The organism is Anabaena sp. 90 (genome assembly GCF_000312705.1).
Lineage (GTDB): Bacteria > Cyanobacteriota > Cyanobacteriia > Cyanobacteriales > Nostocaceae > Dolichospermum > Dolichospermum lemmermannii.
This window is the reverse complement of record NC_019427.1, coordinates 3,079,482-3,098,727: the sequence shown is the minus strand read 5'-3', so window position 1 is coordinate 3,098,727 and position 19,246 is coordinate 3,079,482. Positions and strand designations below refer to the sequence as shown.

The window sequence follows — 19,246 nt, the reverse complement described above, 5'->3', positions numbered from 1 at the left end:
TATTTTATGATACAGAATATTTTTTCTCATTAAATAGAGAATTAACCAGCTTTATGAAGAAATAATTCAGAAATCAGAATTTAATTCTGATTTATTATGTAATTCAAGTTGATAAATATTCCACTTAACTAAAAGCAGGAATTATCAAATAAGTTTCTGTTATTGTTCTATGTTTATTTTTGATAACCATATTGAACAGACATAACAGATTTACAACCATCAACATCAGATAAAAAGCCTAACTTAATTAGAGCTTTTCTAGCAGGAAAAACAGCAATGAATAAACGTATTCGCCCCTTATATCGCCTTCTAGCACTAGCTATAGGTTCAATGGTCTTGGCAATTTTCGCGCCCACAGTTGTCCAGGCCGCAGATCCTGTGACACTGGAATCATTAGACGCAACAACCAAACAATTACAAATTTCCATTGATACTACCTGGGTACTACTCACAGGCTTTTTAGTATTCTTCATGCAGACTGGATTTTCGATGTTAGAGGCAGGTTTGCTGCGCCGAAGAGGTGTAGTAAATGCCCTATTGGAAAACTTTATTGATGCCGCTGTCACCATTCTCATCTGGTGGGGTGTGGGTTTTGGCATTGCCTTTGGTACGAGTGCTGGTGGGTTTATTGGTACAGATACCTTTTTCTTGAGTCAATTACCCGTTAATGGTGCTTTTACCAATGGTGGTGTTCCCGGAATCGCTTCTGGACTCAATGCTTATACTTTGTTCTTCTTTCAGTTTGCCTTTGCTGCTACTGCCAGTACAATTACTACCGGGGCAATGGCTGGGAGAACGGACTTTATCGGTGATTTAATTTATAGTGCCATCATGGCTGCATTCAGCTATCCCGTAGTTGTACATTGGGTATGGAACTCCAGTGGCTGGTTAGCGAAAATTGGTTTTCATGACTTTGCTGGTAGTACGGTAGTTCACACCGTTGGGGGTTGGACAGCTTTAGTTGGTGCTTTTTTACTTGGGCCACGCCCTGGACGAACTCCTTGGGGGCAGATTCCTCCAGCCCATAACTTAGGTTTGGCAGCTTTGGGAACGATGATTCTCTGGTTTGGCTGGTATGGCTTTAACCCCGGTTCAACCCTTGGTACTGGTAATCCTGGCTTAATTGGTTTAATCACCCTGAATACGTCCCTGGGGGCTGGGGCTGGGGCGTTAGCGGCGATGTTTTATCAATATAGTCGTTCACGTAAATGGGATTTAGTCTATTGTCTGAATGGTTCTTTGGCAGGTTTGGTAGGTATTACCGCTGGTTGTGCTTTTATAGCACCTTGGGCGGCGGTTGTGATTGGTTTAACTGGGGGAATTTTAGTAGTTTTGGGTATTGATATTATTGAAGCGTGCAAAATTGATGATCCTGCGGGAGCATTTTCTGTTCATGGTATTAATGGCATGATGGGTACACTGGCAGTTGGTTTTTTAGGTCAACCAGAACTGACTTTGAATAAAAAAGCTGGACTGTTTTTAGGTGGTGGTTTTGATTTGCTGGGTGTGCAGATTTTGGGCGTAGTTGCAACATCAGTTTTTACTATTGCTTTTGCCTTTTTAATGTTCACTGGACTCAATGCTATTGGTAAGCTGCGTGTTAATCCTGAAGCTGATAAGGTGGGGATTGATAACTATGAACACGGTGCAACTGTCTGGTCTGATTTTCATGCAGTTGAGGAGCTTTTAGAGAAGGAAAAAAATAACTCCAAAAATCCTCAAGTAAGTCCGTAGGGTTTGCGAAATCAGTTGTTGGTGGGTTAAGGTGCAAGCTAACCCACCCTCTGGCTAACACAAAAACACCAACCGGAAAAAAGTGATTTTATGGTGTTGACAAAAAATTTTCAGTGTGTTATCATATAATTGACGAGGAAGAACTATTTTAAATTAATAACAAAAACAACCAGATCCCCGACTTCTTTAAGAAGTCGGGGATCTAAATTAAATTCTATTAATTCCTAGCTGCTGGTTGAGTGCCGGGAATGGTAATATCTATTGATGTTACCTTGGCTGCTAAATCAGTTAATGGTTGTTTCATAGCAGCTTGATTTCCGACTACTAAAGTCACTAAATTCTCTGGTTTCAGGTATTTCTGTGCCACCCGTTTAACATCTGCTGCTGTAGTAGCAGTAATGGCTTTTTGATAACGAAATAGGAAATCAGCGGGATAACCATAATATTCGTATCGCATTAATCTAGATAATGTTTGGCTAGGATCTTGAAAGTTGAAAACAAAGGAGTTGAGTGTAGAGTCTTTGGCTTTATTTAATTCTTGGGTTGTGATATTTGCAGTTTGTAACCGTTTAATTTCTGTTTCCAGGGATTTGATGAATTGAACTGTGGTTTCGGTGCGGGTTTGTCCTCCAGCTAGGAATGTTCCGGGGTAGTCGAAACGGGGACTCCACATTCCATATACAGAGTAAGCTAATCCTTGACGCGATCGCAATTCATTAAATAAACGTCCCCCAAAGCCATTTAATACGCCATTCATGACATCCAAAGCTGGATAATCAGGATTGTCGAATTTTCCACCCAAATGACCAATTAAAACGCTACTTTGGGTGAGTTGGGGTTGATTAACAGAAAATACACCGCCTAAATTAGCTTGTGTGACTTGTGGTAATGGGGTTTTAGCAATTTGAGTATTTGCTTTCCAATCACCAAACTTGGCTTGAATGAGCGATCGCATTTTTTGAGAATTAAAATCACCCACAATCCCTAAAATGATCTGATTGGGGTGAAAATACTGTTGATAAAATTTCAGCAAATCATCACGGGAAATTTTATCAAGAGTTGCATACTCAACAGTTCGGGAGTAGGGACTTTCTTGCCCATAAATTAATTTTCTCAACTCTCGACTGGCAATACTATTAGGGTTATCATTGCGACGAGCAATACCACCCCGAATTTGAGTTTTATCCAAATCCAACTTTTCCTGTGCAAAAGCCGGTTCTCGTAATACCTCACTAAATAGCCCAAATGCCATTTCTAGATCTTCACTCAGGGCTTCAAAACTAGCACTACCAGCAGCTTCTCCCATATCTGTTTCCACAGACGCAGCCCGTTGTTCTAATATCTCATTTAATTCATCAGCGGAATGCTTTTTAGTGCCACCACTTCGCAATGTAGAACCCACCAAACTAGCTAAACCTGCTTTTTCGGGTTGTTCCCAACGGCTACCTGTTCTGATCAATGCTGTACCTGTTACCAATGGTAATTCATGATCTTCCATCAAATAAACTACCAAGCCATTTTTAAGTGCATATCGCTCATACTTGGGTAATTTAATTGCGGAAACGGGGGCAAATTTTAACTCATCGTAATGCTTTGCTGTTGTTGCTGCCCAAGAAAAATTCAAATTTACGAGCAAACAAGCAACAACAATCACCAATGTGAAAACAAATTTTTGTCCCTTAGCAAACTGGAATTTTTTGCTTTTCAAATCTAACCTCAACATATTTGTCTGCAATTTTGGTTCAGGATTGAAAGATTAATCCTTTTTGAATTTAAGAATTTTTAGGACAACACGGCGTAAATCAACAAATTATTAAAAATCTCCAAAAAGCTGGGATAATTTGCTTTTTTAATTTTTAATTATTAATTTTTAATTCCGCCCTGCGGTACTATCCTGGTTGTTTTGATAACAACTTCCCAACTATGCGATTTTCTGGCGTAAATGTTGCCTTGGCTACTCTTTGAATATCTTCAGGAGTGACTGCGGCAATTTTTTCTAATTGCCCAAATAAATTGCGCCAAGAACCGGTTTTGACTTCATATTCCAACAACTGTTGTGCCATGCCTGAGTTAGAATCAAGGCTGCGTAATAATCCGGCTCTTGCTTGGGTTTTTATTCTGGCTAATTCCACCGCAGATACAGGTTCTGTTTTCAACTTATCAATTTCTTGGCGTAAAGCGATCGCTACTTGATCGACTGTTTTTCCAGGAGATGTGAGAGCATAAAAGAAGATGAGATTAGGATATTTATCCCCTGGAAAGCCACTAGAACCTTGAGCATTTAGGGCTAAACTTTGTTTTTCTACCAAAGACTTAAACAGTCTTGATGTTCTGCCGTCACTCAATAAACTGCCAATTATTTCATAAACTGCATTATCAGGATCAGTCACAGCAGGACGATGATAACCTTCTAAATACCAAGGTTGAGTAGCTAATTCTAAAGTAACTTCCCTGGTGGCAGTTTGTTGGGGTTCTACAGGTAGTTTTTGTTGGGGTTTGGGTTTAGCTGCATAACGCCCAAAATAAGTTTGTGCCAGTTTTTTCACTTCCGCAGGGTTGACATCTCCCACAATCGCAATTGTTAAATTACTGGGAGCATAATAAGCATCAAAAAACTTCTTAACATTCTCTGGTGTTAAGTTGCGAATATCTTGATCATAACCGATTACCGGTCGGCGGTAAGGATGAACTTTGAAAGCAGCATCTATGAATTTTTCCACCATTTGGCCGATAGGAGAATTTTCCACTCGCAGCCGTCTTTCTTCCAAAATTACTTCTTTTTCTTGATAGAATTCCCGAAATACAGGATCTAAAAAGCGATCTGATTCTAAAGACATCCACAATTCTAATTTATTGGCTGGAAAACTGTAAAAATAGCGAGTAGCTTCGGAGGAAGTAGTTGCATTTAAGCCCACACCTCCAGATTGTTCAACAATTTGCCCCATTTCGTTTTGTTTAACTAATTTGATGGCTTGGGATTCTACTGATTTAAATTCAGTTTCTAACCGCGCTATTTCATCTTTTTTACTATTAGTTTTTGCAGTTTTGATTTGGTTATCTAACTGTTCTAACTTGGCTAAAAGTGGTGCTTCGGCTTTATAGTCTGTAGTCCCGATGCGTTTTGTGCCTTTAAATGCTAGATGTTCAAGAAAGTGGGCTACTCCTGTTTGTCCATCTGGTTCATCAATTCCACCGACATCAGCATAGGTGAGAAAGGAAACTACTGGGGCTTGATGTCTTTCTAAAACGATGAATTTCAGTCCATTATCCAGGCGAAATTCAGTGAGACGATTAATTACTTGTTCTAGATAAGGTTGAATGGAATTTGGGGATTTTTGCAGGGCTAAAGCTGTTTCTGGGATCAATCCTCCACTAAATACCATTAATGCCAAAGTGGTGGCTAATAGCCGCCGGAATGGGGAATTTTTAACGTTACCCATGAAGAAATTTAAAATTGTCTGGTGCATAAGCAAAAGTTAAAGTAAATTTACATTACTTGAGAAATAGACTACTTAACAAAAAGAGAGTTATCTTCTATTAAGCTTTTTGTATTTTTAGCATTTGATGTTCCACAATAGGGCTACGAATCTTGTTTTAAATATATCAAAATAACTACCATGCGGATTTTTAGTTCTCCTCCATCATCAGAAATGCAGACGCGTACACGCATTTTGCAAGCAGCACAACGATTGTTTGCAGCCAAAGGGTTCGAGGGAACTACAACCCGTGATTTAGCACAAACCGCAGGGGTAGCTGAAGGAACTCTCTTTCGTCATTTTGCCAATAAAAAAGCAATTTTGGTGGAAGTAGCTACTAGCGGCTGGGTAGATATTCTCACAGATTTGCTGACAGAACTCAGCGAAATGGGTAGCTATAAGGCGATCGATCAAGTTATGCGCCGGCGGATGTGGAATTTACAAAAAAACGCCGATATCATGCGCGTTTGCTTTATGGAAGTCCAATTTCATCCAGATTTGCGCGATCGCATTCAAACAGAAGTTATTGATAAAATGACAGCCGTTGCTGAAGCATTTTTTCAAACCGCAATAGATAAAGGCATCTATCGTCAGATGGATGCCAAACTTGGAGCTAAAGTTTTTTTAGGTTTATTTGCGATCGCCGGTTTCTCCGATCATACCCTCATAGAACCCAACGCCTCCCCCCAAGAAATGCAAAAAATGGCGGAGGGACTAGCGGATATTTTCCTTAACGGTGTCTTAGCAAAAGAATAGGCAGGACGCAAGAGGCAAGAGGCAAGAGGCAATAATAATTATTACCACTGACCACTGTACGGGCGAAGCATTTGGAGAACTATTTTTGACAATGACCGATAATTTATCTTCCAAATGCTTCGCCCCTACTGACTAATTACCCATTGCTTGCGCTTGATGACTCCACTGTTGGACTAATTCAACTGCTGGACACAAATCCCGGTTATGCAATGTTGCTACTTGCAAACGCATAACTTGTCTATGTAATCTGTGAGTCGGAGTTTGGGCTAATTGGGCTATGGAAATAACCCCAGAGTGAAGCAATATACCGCAATACTGAGTTCCTACACTGGGAACACGGGCTAAACCTGCCAAAACAACCCATTTATTCACAGAATGGATATTTACCTGTAATTTACCCGCTAATACTATTCTCTCTTCTGGAGTTTTTCCTCTATTAATTAATTCTTCTGTGGTATTAATGCCACAATTCTTTAATTGAGCTTGATCTTCTGCACTCAATCCTGGTAAATCTTTTACAGGCCAATCTGATTTTTGAAGTAAATTTCTATTAGCTGCACGGTTAATGGTCATTTTTTGAGTTTTTAGTATGGGTTAATTTATGTAAAAATTCAGTATTTACAGGGATTTCTCCTTCTGAACTCTAACATTTTTATCAAATCACCATCCCTCTTTAGGACGGTATTACTAACATTATCACCTATAAAAAATGGAAACCTCAATTTATTTACTGCTCAACTTCCTGCATTAAAGGAGGTTCACCGTCAATAATGCCCGATAAGTGTCATCTGAAATCTAAAAATTTAATTACAAATATTAACTTAATCCTTGTCTACTAAGATCTCCGACTTCTTTAAGAAGTCGGGGATCTGCGGGATATCATATATTCTTAACCTATAGTTAATTTTCCTTGGATTACTGTTACAGCTTGTCCAGATATAAAGACGCGGTTTGCTCCAGGATAGTACACTTTGACTACTCCACCCCGACTAGAAGCTTGATAGGCTAAAAATTCATCTTTTCCCAATTTATCCCGCCAAAATGGGGCTAAACAACAATGTGCCGCACCTGTTACCGGATCTTCATTAATCCCTAAAGTGGGGGCAAAAAAGCGGGAGACAAAATCATATTCCGAGTCAGAATCAGCAATGCTAGTAACGATAATATCAGCCTTAGTGAGAGTTTTCATTTGTTGGAAATTCGGCTGCATTTCTCTGATTAATTGCTCAGATTCTACTTCTACTAAATAGCCGAGAGAATTTTGGACAACAGATTTACAATTCACTCCTAAAACTTGACTTAATTCTGGAGGTGATTCTACAGCTTGAGAAAGATTCACCGGAAAATCTAACTGAATCCAATCATTTTCTAGTTTCGCTGCAAGTACACCACTTTTTGTATAAAAACGCGCTTCTTGATTTGGTAATAAATGCCCTTGTGACCATAATACATGAGCGCTGGCCAAGGTAGCGTGTCCACACAGGGGAACTTCTACTGTCGGAGTGAACCAGCGCAAATTGAAACCGTCATCTTGTTTAATTAAAAAAGCGGTTTCTGATAAGTTCATCTCCTGAGCGATATTTTGCATCCATGCTTCAGATTGTGGACTATCTAAAACACATACAGCCGCAGGATTTCCTTTGAATGGAGTATTAGTGAAAGCGTCTACTTGAGTAATAATTTGGGTCATTTGTAAACTATCTAAATCTATGATTCTGTGTGAGATTTTAGCCATTGTTCCAGGTCGCTAATTTCTCCAAAATCTAATAATGCTTCTCCCAGGTCTTCTAGCTGTGCTATTGTCAAGCTGTTGATGCTTTTGATATACGCATCTCCCAATTTTCCAAATCTTTTAGATAACTGACGCAGCAGTAAGTTTTTCTCACCTTCCTCCTTTGCCTCTTGATATACCCTTGTTTGCTTAATATCACTCACTAAAAACATGGCTTCTATCTCCTGACGACTTAATTGTGAAAACTTTGACATCAAAACACTTTCCAGTAATTCTATAATACCTTGTCTTTCACTATCATTGCTAACTTCTGTCTTTGTTCTTGTCATCAAGTTTTTCACCAATTCCTGTGATTGGTTTTCTTTACTGACAATTAATTCAATTAATCCCATCCCTATTGACCCTGATGGTATTTCATCTAAATAAATTCGTTTGATTCGACCACTATTGACTAATTCTTGTTGGTAATTAGTTAATTTCTCTACATCCAAACTCCGTTTCGCAAATAAAGCTACCGCTTGCCAATCTTGTTCGGGTTTATATTGATTAAGATAAATATTTATCTCTGTAATTAATTCCCAGTAAAACTCTGGTTTGTTTTGAAATTGCACCTCGACAAAATAAATGGGTTTTTCTTCACTATTTGGCATAAATATCCCATCAAATCGAAAGGCTTTTTCTTTGACTTCTACCGAAGTAAAATGATAACCTGCCGCATTTTCTGGGGGTTGTCCCAGTAGTTCAAATAATAGAGTATGGAAGGTGAGGAAGATTTGGTAGAATATGGTATCTGTGTGCATTATTTATGATTTAATTCTGAGTTAGTAGCTTCTGCTAAATGTTTAATTAGTGTAGACTGAGGTAATGGTCCATGCAAGTGATTCCAAGGTAGAATTTTCTCAGTTGACCAATTACTATGAACATAAAAATCTAAGTCGGGAATTTGTCCTTTTAGTTGTTTAAAAGCCCGTTTGTAACTTCCCAAAGAGTCACCAAAATCGCGGGTTAATTCTAATAATGGAGAAAGTCGGCGATCGCCTCTCGACAACAAAGCCTGTATAATTGACCAATTATAGCTTTCTGGTCGAAATTCTATGCCTTGGGGTTTAATTTGCTTTTGTAATAACTGTAACCGCTTTTCTGCTTGCTTATTAACCCCAAACCATTGAAATGGTGTATGTGACTTGGGTACAAATGTGCTACAGCCCAACGTTAACCGTAAACCAGGCGCAGCTTTTTTGACACTTTGCATCATTTTTACAGTTGCGTCTATATCTTCTGCTTCTTCCCCAGGAATTCCCACCATTCCATAGAGTTTTAAACTAGACAAACCACCAGCTTTTGCATTGATAGCTGCTTGGATAATTTCATCATTATCCAATTTTTTATTGACAATTTTCCGCACTTTTTCCGAACCACTTTCGACAGCAATTGTTAATGATCTTGTATCGCGTTTTGCCAAAGTTTCAGCTAATTTAACTGTAACTGTATTGGTTCTCACCGACGCGACACTTAACCGGACATCATCATATTTTGGTTGACTAATATAATCTAGTAATTCTGTAAATTCTGGATGTTGAGTAACAGAAGCCCCCAACAAACCCAAACGATTTGTAACTTTTAAACCCCGTTCAATTCCCGGAATTAAAGAATTTTCTAAACTCGCAGTTCTAAAAGGCAAAGTTAAATAACTCGCTAAACAAAAGCGGCACATTTCGGGACAACTTCGCACCACTTCCACCATATAAATATTTTCCCAAGCAGCTTTTTCTGTGACAACAGTAGAAGCAGAAAGAGTATTTCCTCGATAAGTTTGCTTTTGGATAATTGGCGGAATTTCCGATGAAATAGGATTAATTGATTTTATTTCCCCATCTGGTGTGATATATTCAATTACATATAAACTAGGAATATAAATTCCCGGAACTTGGGCTAAAGTTCTTAACTGAGTTTCTCTATCAGCATTTCTGACTTTTTTATAAGTATCTATAAAATCACCCAGCAGATTTTCACCATCTCCCAATAAAATCACATCAAAAAACTCCGCATAAGGTTCAGGGTTAGCCGTTAAAACTGGTCCACCACCAAAAATTAAAGGATGATTTTGATTGCGAGAATTAGCCCGAATCGGAATTTCTAAAGATTCCAAAAGATTAAAAATATTCACATAATCTAATTCCCAAGACATAGAAAAACCTAATAATTCTGGATGTCTAGGAAGTTGTTCCCGAATATCAGTAAATAAGCGACTTACCTGTAAATCCTCACGCATAGCCAGAGTCGCCCATACCACCTGATAACCCAGACTAGTTATCCCCACCGTATACTCATTAGGAAAGGCGAAAATTACGGGAATAGCATCGTGATTGGGGGTTGCGGGCGTAAACAGAAGGCGTTCAGAGTTAAATACAGATGATGTCACAGTTTTTTTAGTAGAGTTATCTATATTTAATTTTAAGCCATAGAATAATCAAGTTAAAACATAATGTCACCGCGTTGGCGAGAATAACTGGGAAAGCACCGAGGATAATCCCATAGACTAACCACAGAAACAAACCACTCATGAAGACAATGAGCATCACATAAGAAACATCTTTCGCTGATTTTGTGCGCCATATTTGCAACATTTGCGGTAAAAAGGCAATAGTGGTTAATCCACCTGCAACTAATCCTAAAATGGTGATAAAATCCATGGTTAACAATACATCCTGATTTTAAATATTATACGCCATTAATTGCACATATTTAGGCAAATAGTATAAATTAACTGTTGAAAATTTTTGTGAGATCATGTTATTTGAATATTAGATTGAGAAAAAATATTATTTGTAAGTTATTGTTTTGATGATAATTTGGGCATTCTATAGGGATAGTTATCAATTGTAATCTCTAATTAGCGAGGAATTGAAGATGAAACGATACATACCCTTTTTTTTTATTGCCTTTATTCTCTTTATAACAGTGGGAGATAAGGTATTACCAGGTGCTTTGGGAAAATCCAGCACTCAAACCCGGATAGCTTTGAATAATTTTGCTATTGACTTATTTCCTAATATTAAGCGTACCAAAACCCCCAATACCCGCACAGAAAAAGCAGTAGAAGACCTAGAACAAAAAAGGTAGAAATATCAATCAACTTGCGGACAATCATCCCATAAAGTTGTAATTTCTCTTAAACTCTGATGAGTGCCATTACCTAAGATTAAATGATCTAAAATGGAAATAGCTAACAGTTCCGCACCGGCTAATAATTGCCGAGTCAATTCTATATCTGCTTCACTGGGTTCTAAACTCCCTGAAGGATGATTATGGGCAACTATTACCCTGGTAGCACCTTGACGAATAACTTCTCGAAAGATATCACGGGGAGAGGCTAACGTTTCCGTCGCCGTCCCAATTGTAATTACTTTTGTGCCTAATAACTTATTTTTCACATCCAATAATAATACGGCAAATCTTTCTTGATTTTGCCACATCAAGTCTTGACTCAGCACCGCAGCCGCAGCAATAGGACTATCAATTACTGTTCCGTCGGAGGGACGAGATAAAAAAGTCCGTTTACCCAATTCAATTGCAGCGAGGATAGTTGTCGCTTTTGCTGGTCCCACACCGGGAATTTCCATTAATTCAGCGGGGGAGACATTTCGTAAAGCAGCTAAGGGGTCACACTGACCTTTACCTAATTGCTGTAATATATATTGCCCTAAACCAACTGCGGATAATTTACCAGGGCCTTGTCCAGTACCCAGCAAAATAGCGATTAATTCCGCTGTAGCTAAAATCTTCGGTCCGTGAGTCATTAACCTTTCACGGGGGCGTTCATTTTCCGGTAAGTCGGCTATTCTCAGGCAATAAGTCATACCAATTGGGAATTTTGAATTGGGAATAATTGTCATAGCATTTAGCTATCAGCTATCAGCGAAAAGCAGAAATAGCAAATAGCAAAGAAGAGGGGGTATTGATTTAATTACCTGTATTTCAGATTTTAAGGCTGATTGCTGAGGACTGGGGGCTGAATGCTAACTCATTATTTATCCCTTATTTTTGGACACAATTATTCCTTTTTGACAATATCTTTAATTTTTGTAGATACTACCCGGAATTACTTACTGGTAAATTTGCGTAGCTTTGAGCATATGGTAAGTAATAATTAACTGAGTTAGAGCGAGGGGATAACTTTGCAGTGTTTCTCCAGTTGTACCCGCAATTTTACCCAATTCTGGATTACTTTCGCGATCGCACACACTATTTAAATGCGGCATATCGTTACACATAATCTGTTCGATTTTATTCACCTGTTCCAAAGTTGCATGACCGTCAACCTCTAAAACATCCACCGGTTTTCCCATATCTCTATCTAGTCCCAAGCGAATAGCCGACTGGGAATCACTATGACCAGCGTGAATAATTTCCGTAAAATCAGGATGAGGAATGGAAGGACGCAGCACCAAGCGCACATTTAAACGTCCATTAGTGTCATCAATCTCATCATTAGGAGGATAGAAACTGACCACAATATCCGACCATTGCCGCTGAGGACGGATATACTGTTCCGAATCTGGTTCGCGTTTATCTAATTCTGCTAATACTTGTTCTGGAGTATAACCGCGCTTTTGAGTATCCCGTTTCACCTTCCAATTAGCACGAACTGATTCAGGTGGTGCAAGATAGACTTTAACATCATAAGCATCACGGGCTACACGGGTAGAATAACCTAGTAACCCTTCAATAATCACAAATTTAGTGGGTTTGATATATTGCGGCGGTTCAAAAGTCCCTGTGGAGTGGCTGTAAACCGGCTTGAGAATCGCCTGTCCTGTCCGTAGCAGCGATAAATGTTGCTGCATGATATCCAGATAGTTACAATCAGGATGCAGCGCCGTAATGCCGATTTCTGCCCGTTGTGTGCGATCGTAACGGTGGTAATCGTCTGTACAGATAATAGTCACATTTTCAGGACCTAGTACCTGAGCAATCCCTCTAGTCAGAGTTGTTTTCCCCGCAGCACTATCACCAACAATACCCAGAATAATTGGACGGCTCATGAATACCTCCTCTGACGCGAGTAAGTTTATAGAATAATCTTCAATTTTAGAGGGCGAATAAGCACTTTCTTCAGAAAATTATATCTTTGCAACATCTCTACATAAACTCCCTGGATTTGGTGTCATGGGATGATTTTTTGCACGCAGAGGCGCAGAGGCGCAGAGATTGAGAACCGCCATAGATGTTAAGTAATGAGACGGAATTAATTACACAACTGATTTTCCTGTTCTTTTCAACCACCAACATAATTATTTTCCTCTTTATCCTGAAAATCCTCAAATCCCGGACATCCTGATTCAGACAATCAAGACTTGACAAATCTCAAAGACTAAGCTATATTTATGTTATGGGTGGAAAAATGTGCGCCCATATATATAGGCTTTTCAACCACCAACATAATTATTTTCCTCTTTATCCTGAAAATCCTCAAATCCCGGACATCCTGATTCAGACAATCAAGACTTGACAAATCTCAAAGACTAAGCTATATTTATGTTATGGGTGGAAAAGTGTGCGCCCATATATATAGACTTTTCAACCACCAATATAATTATTTTCCTCTTTATCCTGTAAATCCTCAAATCCTGGACATCCTGATTCAGACAAATTAAATTTTATTATGGCTTATTTTACTCCAGGGCAACTACTCAAAAGAGGACAATACGAAATTATTGACACCCTTGGACAGGGAGGATTTGGTATTACCTATTTAGCGCAAGATCATAAACGCAAAAAAGAAGTCGCAATCAAAAGTCTCAACGTCTCTTTTTTGAAACAACGCTATCGAGATAAATATGGGAATACAGATAGTTTTGGAGAATTTTTAGCCCAAGAACAGGACAAGTTTAACACTGAAGCGATGGTTTTAGCTACCTTTGATCATCCTCACATTGTTAAAGTTTATCCTGAACTGTTTCAAGAAAATGGTTTATCTTGTATGGTGATGGAATATGTCAAAGGCAAAAATTTAGAACAATATTTATACGCGAATGGTGTTTTTAGTGAAAGTGCAGGTTTAGAAATTATTAAACATATTGGAGAGGCTTTAAGTTATATTCATGGTCGTAATTATCTGCACCGAGATATTAAACCTGCGAATATTTTACTAAGAGAAGAAGACAATAAAGCCATATTAATTGATTTTGGTTTAGCTAGAGAGGTCAACTTTGCGGAATTGATGAGTTTAACAAATGCCAAAACTCCGGTTTTTGCACCTCCAGAACAATTTGAAAATAGAAGTAATTTCGCTCCTGCATTAGATATTTATGCTTTAGCTGCCACATTATATGTAATTATCGCTGTTCATGAACCTCCTTTCATTCCTCTGCCTAGTCCTTATCTGAATGCTAAGATAATGCTAGACATGAAAATGGCGATTGAACCACCGCAAAAATACAATTCTGCAATTAGTCAAAAGGTAAATGATGCTATTCTCAAGGGAATGGAGTTAGATTATCAAAACCGTCCTCAGTCTATTCCAGAATGGTTTACGTTTTTAGGTATTCAATCACAAAATAATCATCTGAAAACTTTCACTTTCGAAGTTGTCACAACCAACGCAAAAGGAAGCATTATCAACAAACGCAACCACTCAGCAAATTACTTTGTGGAAGATTTGGGAAATGGGGTGAAGTTGGAAATGGTGGAAATACCCGCAGGGACATTTTACATGGGTTCACCGGAAAGTGAAAAGGGAAGATATGATACAGAAAGTCCCCAACATCAAGTTACTGTTCCCAGCTTCTTTATCGGTAAATATCCTTTAACTCAAGCACAATATCAAGCTATCATGGGAAATAACCCTGCTTACTTCAATGGTAATAATCGCCCTGTTGAATGTGTGAGTTGGAATAATGCGGTTAATTTTTGTCAAAAGTTAAGCCAAAAAACAGGTAAAAACTATAAATTGCCCAGTGAGGCACAATGGGAGTATGCTTGTAGGGCGGGAACAACAACACCTTTTTATTTTGGTGAAAGTATTACCCCAGATTTGGTAAACTATAATGGTGAGTATGCCTACGCTGCTGCACCAAAAGGGCAAACCACAGATGTAGGAACTTTTCCCCCTAATGCTTTTGGTTTGTATGATATGCACGGGAATGTGTGGGAATGGTGCGAAGATGATTGGCAGGAAAATTATATAAATGCGCCCATGAATGGTAGTGCTTTGATTGGTCGAAGTGAATATAATCTGCTGCGCGGTGGTTCGTGGGGCGACCTTCCGGAGAATTGCCGTTCTGCTTCTCGCCACAACAACAACTTCGACTACTATATCGGTTTTCGGGTTGTTTGTAGTGGTGCGGCGAGGACTTAGTAGCCCTTTATACTCTTGCTCTTTTGCCCTCTGCTCTTTTTTCTTTTCCCTTGTCCCGCAGTTAGGCGGAATTTCTTTTGGATAAATACTGGATGTGGAAACCTTATATATATGGGCGCATACTTTTCCACCTATAACCTAAGCATAGTCGAAACTGAGAATTTTGTCAAGGGGTAAAATTGTCTGAATCAGGATATCCAGGATTTCAGGATTTTCAGGATGTTGTTTAATGATTGTTTGTGGGATTTTGGTGATTTTATTTTGTCTGATAGCGAAGCGTGGCGCAAGCCATATCAGGATATCCAGGATTTTCAGGATTTACAGGATGTTGTTGGATGATTGTTTGTGGGAAGTTGGGATTTTTCAGGATGTTGTTTAATGATTGTTTGTGGGGATTTTGGAGATGATTTTGTCTGAATCAGGATTTTCAGGATTTTCAGGATGTTGTTGGATGATTGTTTGTGGGAAGTTGGGATTTTTTAGGATGTTGTTGGATGATTGTTTGTGGGAAGTTGGGATTTTTTAGGATGTTGTTTAATGATTGTTTGTGGGGATTTTGGAGATGATTTTGTCTGAATCAGGATATCCAGGATTTTCAGGATGGGTAATTGGTAATTGCGAAAATGCTGTAAACTAACCATCTAAAGAAGAGCATAAAACAACATCTTTAAAATATTCCAACTTCCAAAAATCACCACTTCCTCAAAAACAATCCTTAAATCACATCCTGAAAATCCTCAAATCCTGAACATCCTGATTCAGACTAAAAAAATCACCACTTCCTCAAAAACAATCCTTAAATCACATCCTGAAAATCCTCAAATCCTGAACATCCTGATTCAGACTAAAAAAATCACCACTTCCCAAAAACAATCCTTAAATCACATCCTGAAAATCCTCAAATCCTGAACATCCTGATTCAGACTAAAAAAATCACCACTTCCTCAAAAACAATCTTTAAATCACATCCTGAAAATCCTCAAATCCTGAACATCCTGATTCAGACTAAAAAAATCACCACTTCCTCAAAAACAATCTTTAAATCACATCCTGTAAATCCTCAAATCCTGGATATCCTGATTCAGACTAAAAAAATCACCACTTCCTCAAAAACAATCTTTAAATCACATCCTGTAAATCCTCAAATCCTGGATATCCTGATTCAGACTAAAAAAATCACCACTTCCTCAAAAACAATCTTTAAATCACATCCTGTAAATCCTCAAATCCTGAACATCCTGATTCAGACTAAAAAATCACCACTTCCTCAAAAACAATCTTGCCATTACATCTTGTAAATCCTCAAATCCTGGATATCCTAAAAGAGAATTTAGGGGTTGACATTTGATTTTAAATTTGTTATCATAAGATTGATGAGGAAGAACTATCATAAAATAATTAATAAACATAAATCATGTCAAAACAAACACTAGGCTTAGAACAAAGCCTATATGATTATTTGCTTTCAGTTTCCCTGCGCGAACCAACTATTTTAACCCAACTGCGTCAAGAAACCGCTCAAATGCCCAGGTCTATCATGCAAATATCTCCTGAACAGGGGCAATTTATGGCATTATTAATTAAGTTGATAGGAGCAAAAAAAACTGTAGAAGTAGGTGTATTTACTGGCTATAGTTCCTTAGTAGTGGCTTTGGCTTTACCCGCAGATGGTAAAATAGTCGCCTGTGATGTTAGTGAAGAGTATACCAGTGTAGCTCGACGTTATTGGCAAGATGCGGGAGTAGCTGATAAAATTGATTTGCATATTGCCCCAGCTTTGGAAACATTAGATAAGTTATTGACAGCAGGGGAAGCGGGGACATTTGATTTTGCGTTTATTGATGCTGATAAGGGTAACTATGATAATTATTATGAGCAATGTCTTGAATTAATTCGTCCCGGTGGATTAATTGCCATTGATAATGTGTTGTGGTCAGGTAAAGTTGCAGACACAGAAATCCAGGATAATCAAACTAATAAAATTCGGGCTTTAAACCGCAAATTACATGAAGATTCCCGCATTACCTTGAGTTTAGTTCCCATAGCCGACGGATTAACCTTAGCGATGAAAAATTAGCCTGAATAGATAGCGCAGCGCAGGAATCACGCTTACTCCTATTTATAGCTAAACTAGGAATATAACTTGAAAATATCAAATACAATTACAATGTCCAATCATCCTTCAGTTATAAGTGTCTCTCCTGAAATTATGAGTGGTACTCCTGTTTTCACGGGAACAAGAGTTCCTATACAAACACTCTTAGATTATTTAACAGCAGGAGATTCAATAGATGATTTTTTAGATGGTTTTCCCACTGTTACTAGGGAACAAGTCATTACATTCTTAGAAGAAGCAGGAAAAGAAATGATTAACAAGGTAGCTTAAAATGAAACTGCTTCTAGATGAATGTATTGACCGCAAGTTAACTAAGGAATTTGTAGGTTATGAAATCAAAACAGTTCCCCAAATGGGATGGGCGGGAACTAAAAATGGTAAACTACTGGCTTTAGTAGAACAGGAATTTGATGTTTTTATTACGGTTGATAGAAATTTATCTTTTCAGCAAAATTTGTCTCAGTTTAATATTGCTGTAGTTGTTTTACAAGCATCTTCTAATAGATTAATTGATTTAAAACCTTTAGTTCCTAAGATTTTAGATATTTTATCTACATTAGTGAAAGGTCAAGCTGTAGTTGTTAGTCTTGAATAATAATGAACTGAAATAAGATCCCCGACTTCTTTCTGGATCTTGTAAATACATTATAAATTAATCTCAGAAGTCGGGGATCTGGATATTATAATTTTCTAGATCTCCAACTTATCACCCCGAATTGAATAATCTAATAACTCCATTGGGTGCATGACAGAAATAGTTTTCCCCTGTAAATATTTACTAATTTGCAAACTACAACCAGGATTAGGAGAAGCAATTAAATCTGCACCAGTATTGATTAAATTCTGGGCTTTTTGTTTACCTAATTCTTCCGCAACTTCCGGTTGTAACATATTATAAACCCCCGCACTACCACAACATAAAGCCGCGTCTATAGGTTCTTTTAAGGTTACACCGGGAATTTGTTTTAACAGTTGACGAGGTTGGACACTAATTTTTTGACCATGTAATAAATGACAAGCATCTTGATAAACTAAAGTCAGATTTTTATCAGTCAAAGGTGAAAGTTTTGCAGTTAAACCCACATTAGCTAAAAACTCCTGTGAATCCTTAACTTTCGCGGCAAATACTTTAGCTTTTTCCGCATATTCTGGATCATCTGCTAAAATATGACCATATTCCTTCAAAGTATGACCACAACCGGCAGCATTGATAATCACAAAATCCACATAAGTATCAGCAAAACTATCAATCATTTGTCTTGCTAAAACCTTCGCTTGTTCCGTTTGTCCTTGGTGTTCAGGAAGCGCCGCACAACAACCTTGAGACTTAGGAATTACCACCTCACAACCATTAGCAGTTAAAACCCGCACCGTCGCTTCATTGACACCAGAGAAAAACAGACGTTGCACACATCCTAAAATTACACCCACCCGATATCTTTTTTCACCCTTCGCTGGGATGATATCTGGTAAATTATCCTGAAAAGATTTAAGAGTAATTTCCGGTAAAATAGATTCCATAGCTGCTAACCGGGGAGATATGGCTTTAATTAACCCAGTTGCTTGCAATACCTGAGAAATTCCTAACTTTTGATAAACTAATAAAGGAAAAAGTAAAATTCTTAAAAGATCAGGATTAGGAAACAGAGAAAAAATCAATTGTCGAACCAACTTATCAGGTAAACTGCGATTATAATTTCTTTCCACCTGATGTCTAGTAGCCGAAATCAACTTATCATACTGCACACCAGAAGGACAAGTAGAAACACAAGCTAGACAACCCAAACAAGAATCAAAATGTTCAACAGTAGCCGTATTGAGAGCAATTTCACCCTCATTAATAGCATCCATTAAATATATCCGTCCCCTGGGAGAATCCATCTCCTTACCTAATACCCGATAACTAGGACAAGTAGACAAACAAAAACCACAATGAACACAACTATCAATTAACTTAGGATCAGGTGGATGACTTCCATCAAAACCCTGCAAATTCTTAATACTAGCAGTATTATTCACCGAACCTTCCGAAACTTGCATTTATATTTCTCCCCTCTTAACCTCTGTGACCT

The 19,246-nt window shown here is 38.2% G+C and carries 18 protein-coding genes; 7 read left to right on the top strand and 11 right to left on the bottom strand.

Annotated features, from left to right (window positions below):
- Positions 1–276: 276 nt before the first annotated feature.
- Entirely contained in the window at positions 277–1,734 is a 1,458-nt protein-coding gene (locus ANA_RS13500; RefSeq protein WP_015080612.1) for an ammonium transporter, read from the top strand.
- A gap of 217 nt (positions 1,735–1,951) precedes the next feature.
- Here the strand turns inward: ANA_RS13500 and ANA_RS13495 are convergent, their stop codons facing one another.
- Together ANA_RS13495 and ANA_RS13490 are read right to left on the bottom strand one after the other, a co-directional pair.
- Positions 1,952–3,457 carry a M16 family metallopeptidase gene (locus ANA_RS13495; protein ID WP_015080611.1) on the bottom strand — a complete coding sequence of 502 codons (1,506 nt, stop codon included), beginning with the start codon at positions 3,455–3,457 and terminating at the stop codon, positions 1,952–1,954.
- Between the two features lie 166 nt (positions 3,458–3,623).
- On the bottom strand, positions 3,624–5,201 hold the full coding sequence (locus tag ANA_RS13490) for a M16 family metallopeptidase (protein ID WP_015080610.1): 1,578 nt from the start codon (positions 5,199–5,201) through the stop codon (positions 3,624–3,626).
- A gap of 150 nt (positions 5,202–5,351) precedes the next feature.
- On the opposite strand from ANA_RS13490, the gene ANA_RS13485 reads away from it, so the two are divergent.
- Positions 5,352–5,966, top strand: coding sequence for a TetR/AcrR family transcriptional regulator (locus ANA_RS13485; RefSeq protein WP_015080609.1), 615 nt, complete (start codon positions 5,352–5,354; stop codon positions 5,964–5,966).
- On the opposite strand, the gene ANA_RS28240 is transcribed toward ANA_RS13485, so the two are convergent.
- From ANA_RS28240 to ANA_RS13460, 6 genes are all read right to left on the bottom strand, one after another.
- Complete coding sequence (locus ANA_RS28240; RefSeq protein ID WP_256380183.1) at positions 5,952–6,080, bottom strand: hypothetical protein; 129 nt, start codon at positions 6,078–6,080, stop codon at positions 5,952–5,954. The genes ANA_RS13485 and ANA_RS28240 overlap by 15 nt on opposite strands.
- A gap of 18 nt (positions 6,081–6,098) precedes the next feature.
- Positions 6,099–6,539, bottom strand: a complete 441-nt coding sequence (locus ANA_RS13480) for a DUF4332 domain-containing protein (RefSeq protein ID WP_015080608.1) — start codon at positions 6,537–6,539, stop codon at positions 6,099–6,101.
- A gap of 316 nt (positions 6,540–6,855) precedes the next feature.
- On the bottom strand, positions 6,856–7,656 hold the full coding sequence (locus tag ANA_RS13475; RefSeq protein ID WP_015080607.1) for a PhzF family phenazine biosynthesis protein: 801 nt from the start codon (positions 7,654–7,656) through the stop codon (positions 6,856–6,858).
- A gap of 17 nt (positions 7,657–7,673) precedes the next feature.
- Positions 7,674–8,498: a DUF2887 domain-containing protein gene (locus ANA_RS13470; RefSeq protein WP_015080606.1), complete on the bottom strand. Its 825-nt coding sequence runs from the start codon at positions 8,496–8,498 to the stop codon at positions 7,674–7,676.
- Entirely contained in the window at positions 8,498–10,120 is a 1,623-nt protein-coding gene (locus ANA_RS13465) for a B12-binding domain-containing radical SAM protein (RefSeq protein ID WP_015080605.1), read from the bottom strand. Before ANA_RS13465 ends, ANA_RS13470 begins: the two co-directional genes overlap by 1 nt.
- Positions 10,121–10,136: 16 nt before the next feature.
- Complete coding sequence (locus ANA_RS13460) at positions 10,137–10,391, bottom strand: SemiSWEET transporter (protein WP_015080604.1); 255 nt, start codon at positions 10,389–10,391, stop codon at positions 10,137–10,139.
- Between the two features lie 217 nt (positions 10,392–10,608).
- Between ANA_RS13460 and ANA_RS13455 the strand changes: the two genes are divergently transcribed.
- On the top strand, positions 10,609–10,821 hold the full coding sequence (locus ANA_RS13455) for a hypothetical protein (protein WP_015080603.1): 213 nt from the start codon (positions 10,609–10,611) through the stop codon (positions 10,819–10,821).
- A gap of 5 nt (positions 10,822–10,826) precedes the next feature.
- Here the strand turns inward: ANA_RS13455 and radC are convergent, their stop codons facing one another.
- Together radC and ANA_RS13445 are read right to left on the bottom strand one after the other, a co-directional pair.
- Positions 10,827–11,558 carry a RadC family protein gene (gene radC, locus ANA_RS13450; RefSeq protein ID WP_015080602.1) on the bottom strand — a complete coding sequence of 244 codons (732 nt, stop codon included), beginning with the start codon at positions 11,556–11,558 and terminating at the stop codon, positions 10,827–10,829.
- A gap of 246 nt (positions 11,559–11,804) precedes the next feature.
- Entirely contained in the window at positions 11,805–12,743 is a 939-nt protein-coding gene (locus ANA_RS13445) for a phosphoribulokinase (RefSeq protein WP_015080601.1), read from the bottom strand.
- Between the two features lie 620 nt (positions 12,744–13,363).
- On the opposite strand from ANA_RS13445, the gene ANA_RS13440 reads away from it, so the two are divergent.
- From ANA_RS13440 to ANA_RS13425, 4 genes are all read left to right on the top strand, one after another.
- The gene (locus tag ANA_RS13440; protein ID WP_015080600.1) at positions 13,364–15,058 is read left to right on the top strand and encodes a bifunctional serine/threonine-protein kinase/formylglycine-generating enzyme family protein; all 1,695 of its coding nucleotides are present in this window, start codon (positions 13,364–13,366) and stop codon (positions 15,056–15,058) included.
- A gap of 1,414 nt (positions 15,059–16,472) precedes the next feature.
- Positions 16,473–17,135, top strand: a complete 663-nt coding sequence (locus ANA_RS13435) for a class I SAM-dependent methyltransferase (protein WP_015080599.1) — start codon at positions 16,473–16,475, stop codon at positions 17,133–17,135.
- A 90-nt stretch (positions 17,136–17,225) separates the two neighbouring features.
- Positions 17,226–17,444: a DUF433 domain-containing protein gene (locus tag ANA_RS13430; protein WP_015080598.1), complete on the top strand. Its 219-nt coding sequence runs from the start codon at positions 17,226–17,228 to the stop codon at positions 17,442–17,444.
- Between the two features lies 1 nt (position 17,445).
- The gene (locus tag ANA_RS13425; protein WP_015080597.1) at positions 17,446–17,769 is read left to right on the top strand and encodes a DUF5615 family PIN-like protein; all 324 of its coding nucleotides are present in this window, start codon (positions 17,446–17,448) and stop codon (positions 17,767–17,769) included.
- Between the two features lie 95 nt (positions 17,770–17,864).
- Here ANA_RS13425 and ANA_RS13420 read toward each other — a convergent pair whose 3' ends face one another.
- Positions 17,865–19,214: a (Fe-S)-binding protein gene (locus tag ANA_RS13420; protein WP_015080596.1), complete on the bottom strand. Its 1,350-nt coding sequence runs from the start codon at positions 19,212–19,214 to the stop codon at positions 17,865–17,867.
- Positions 19,215–19,246 lie beyond the last annotated feature (32 nt).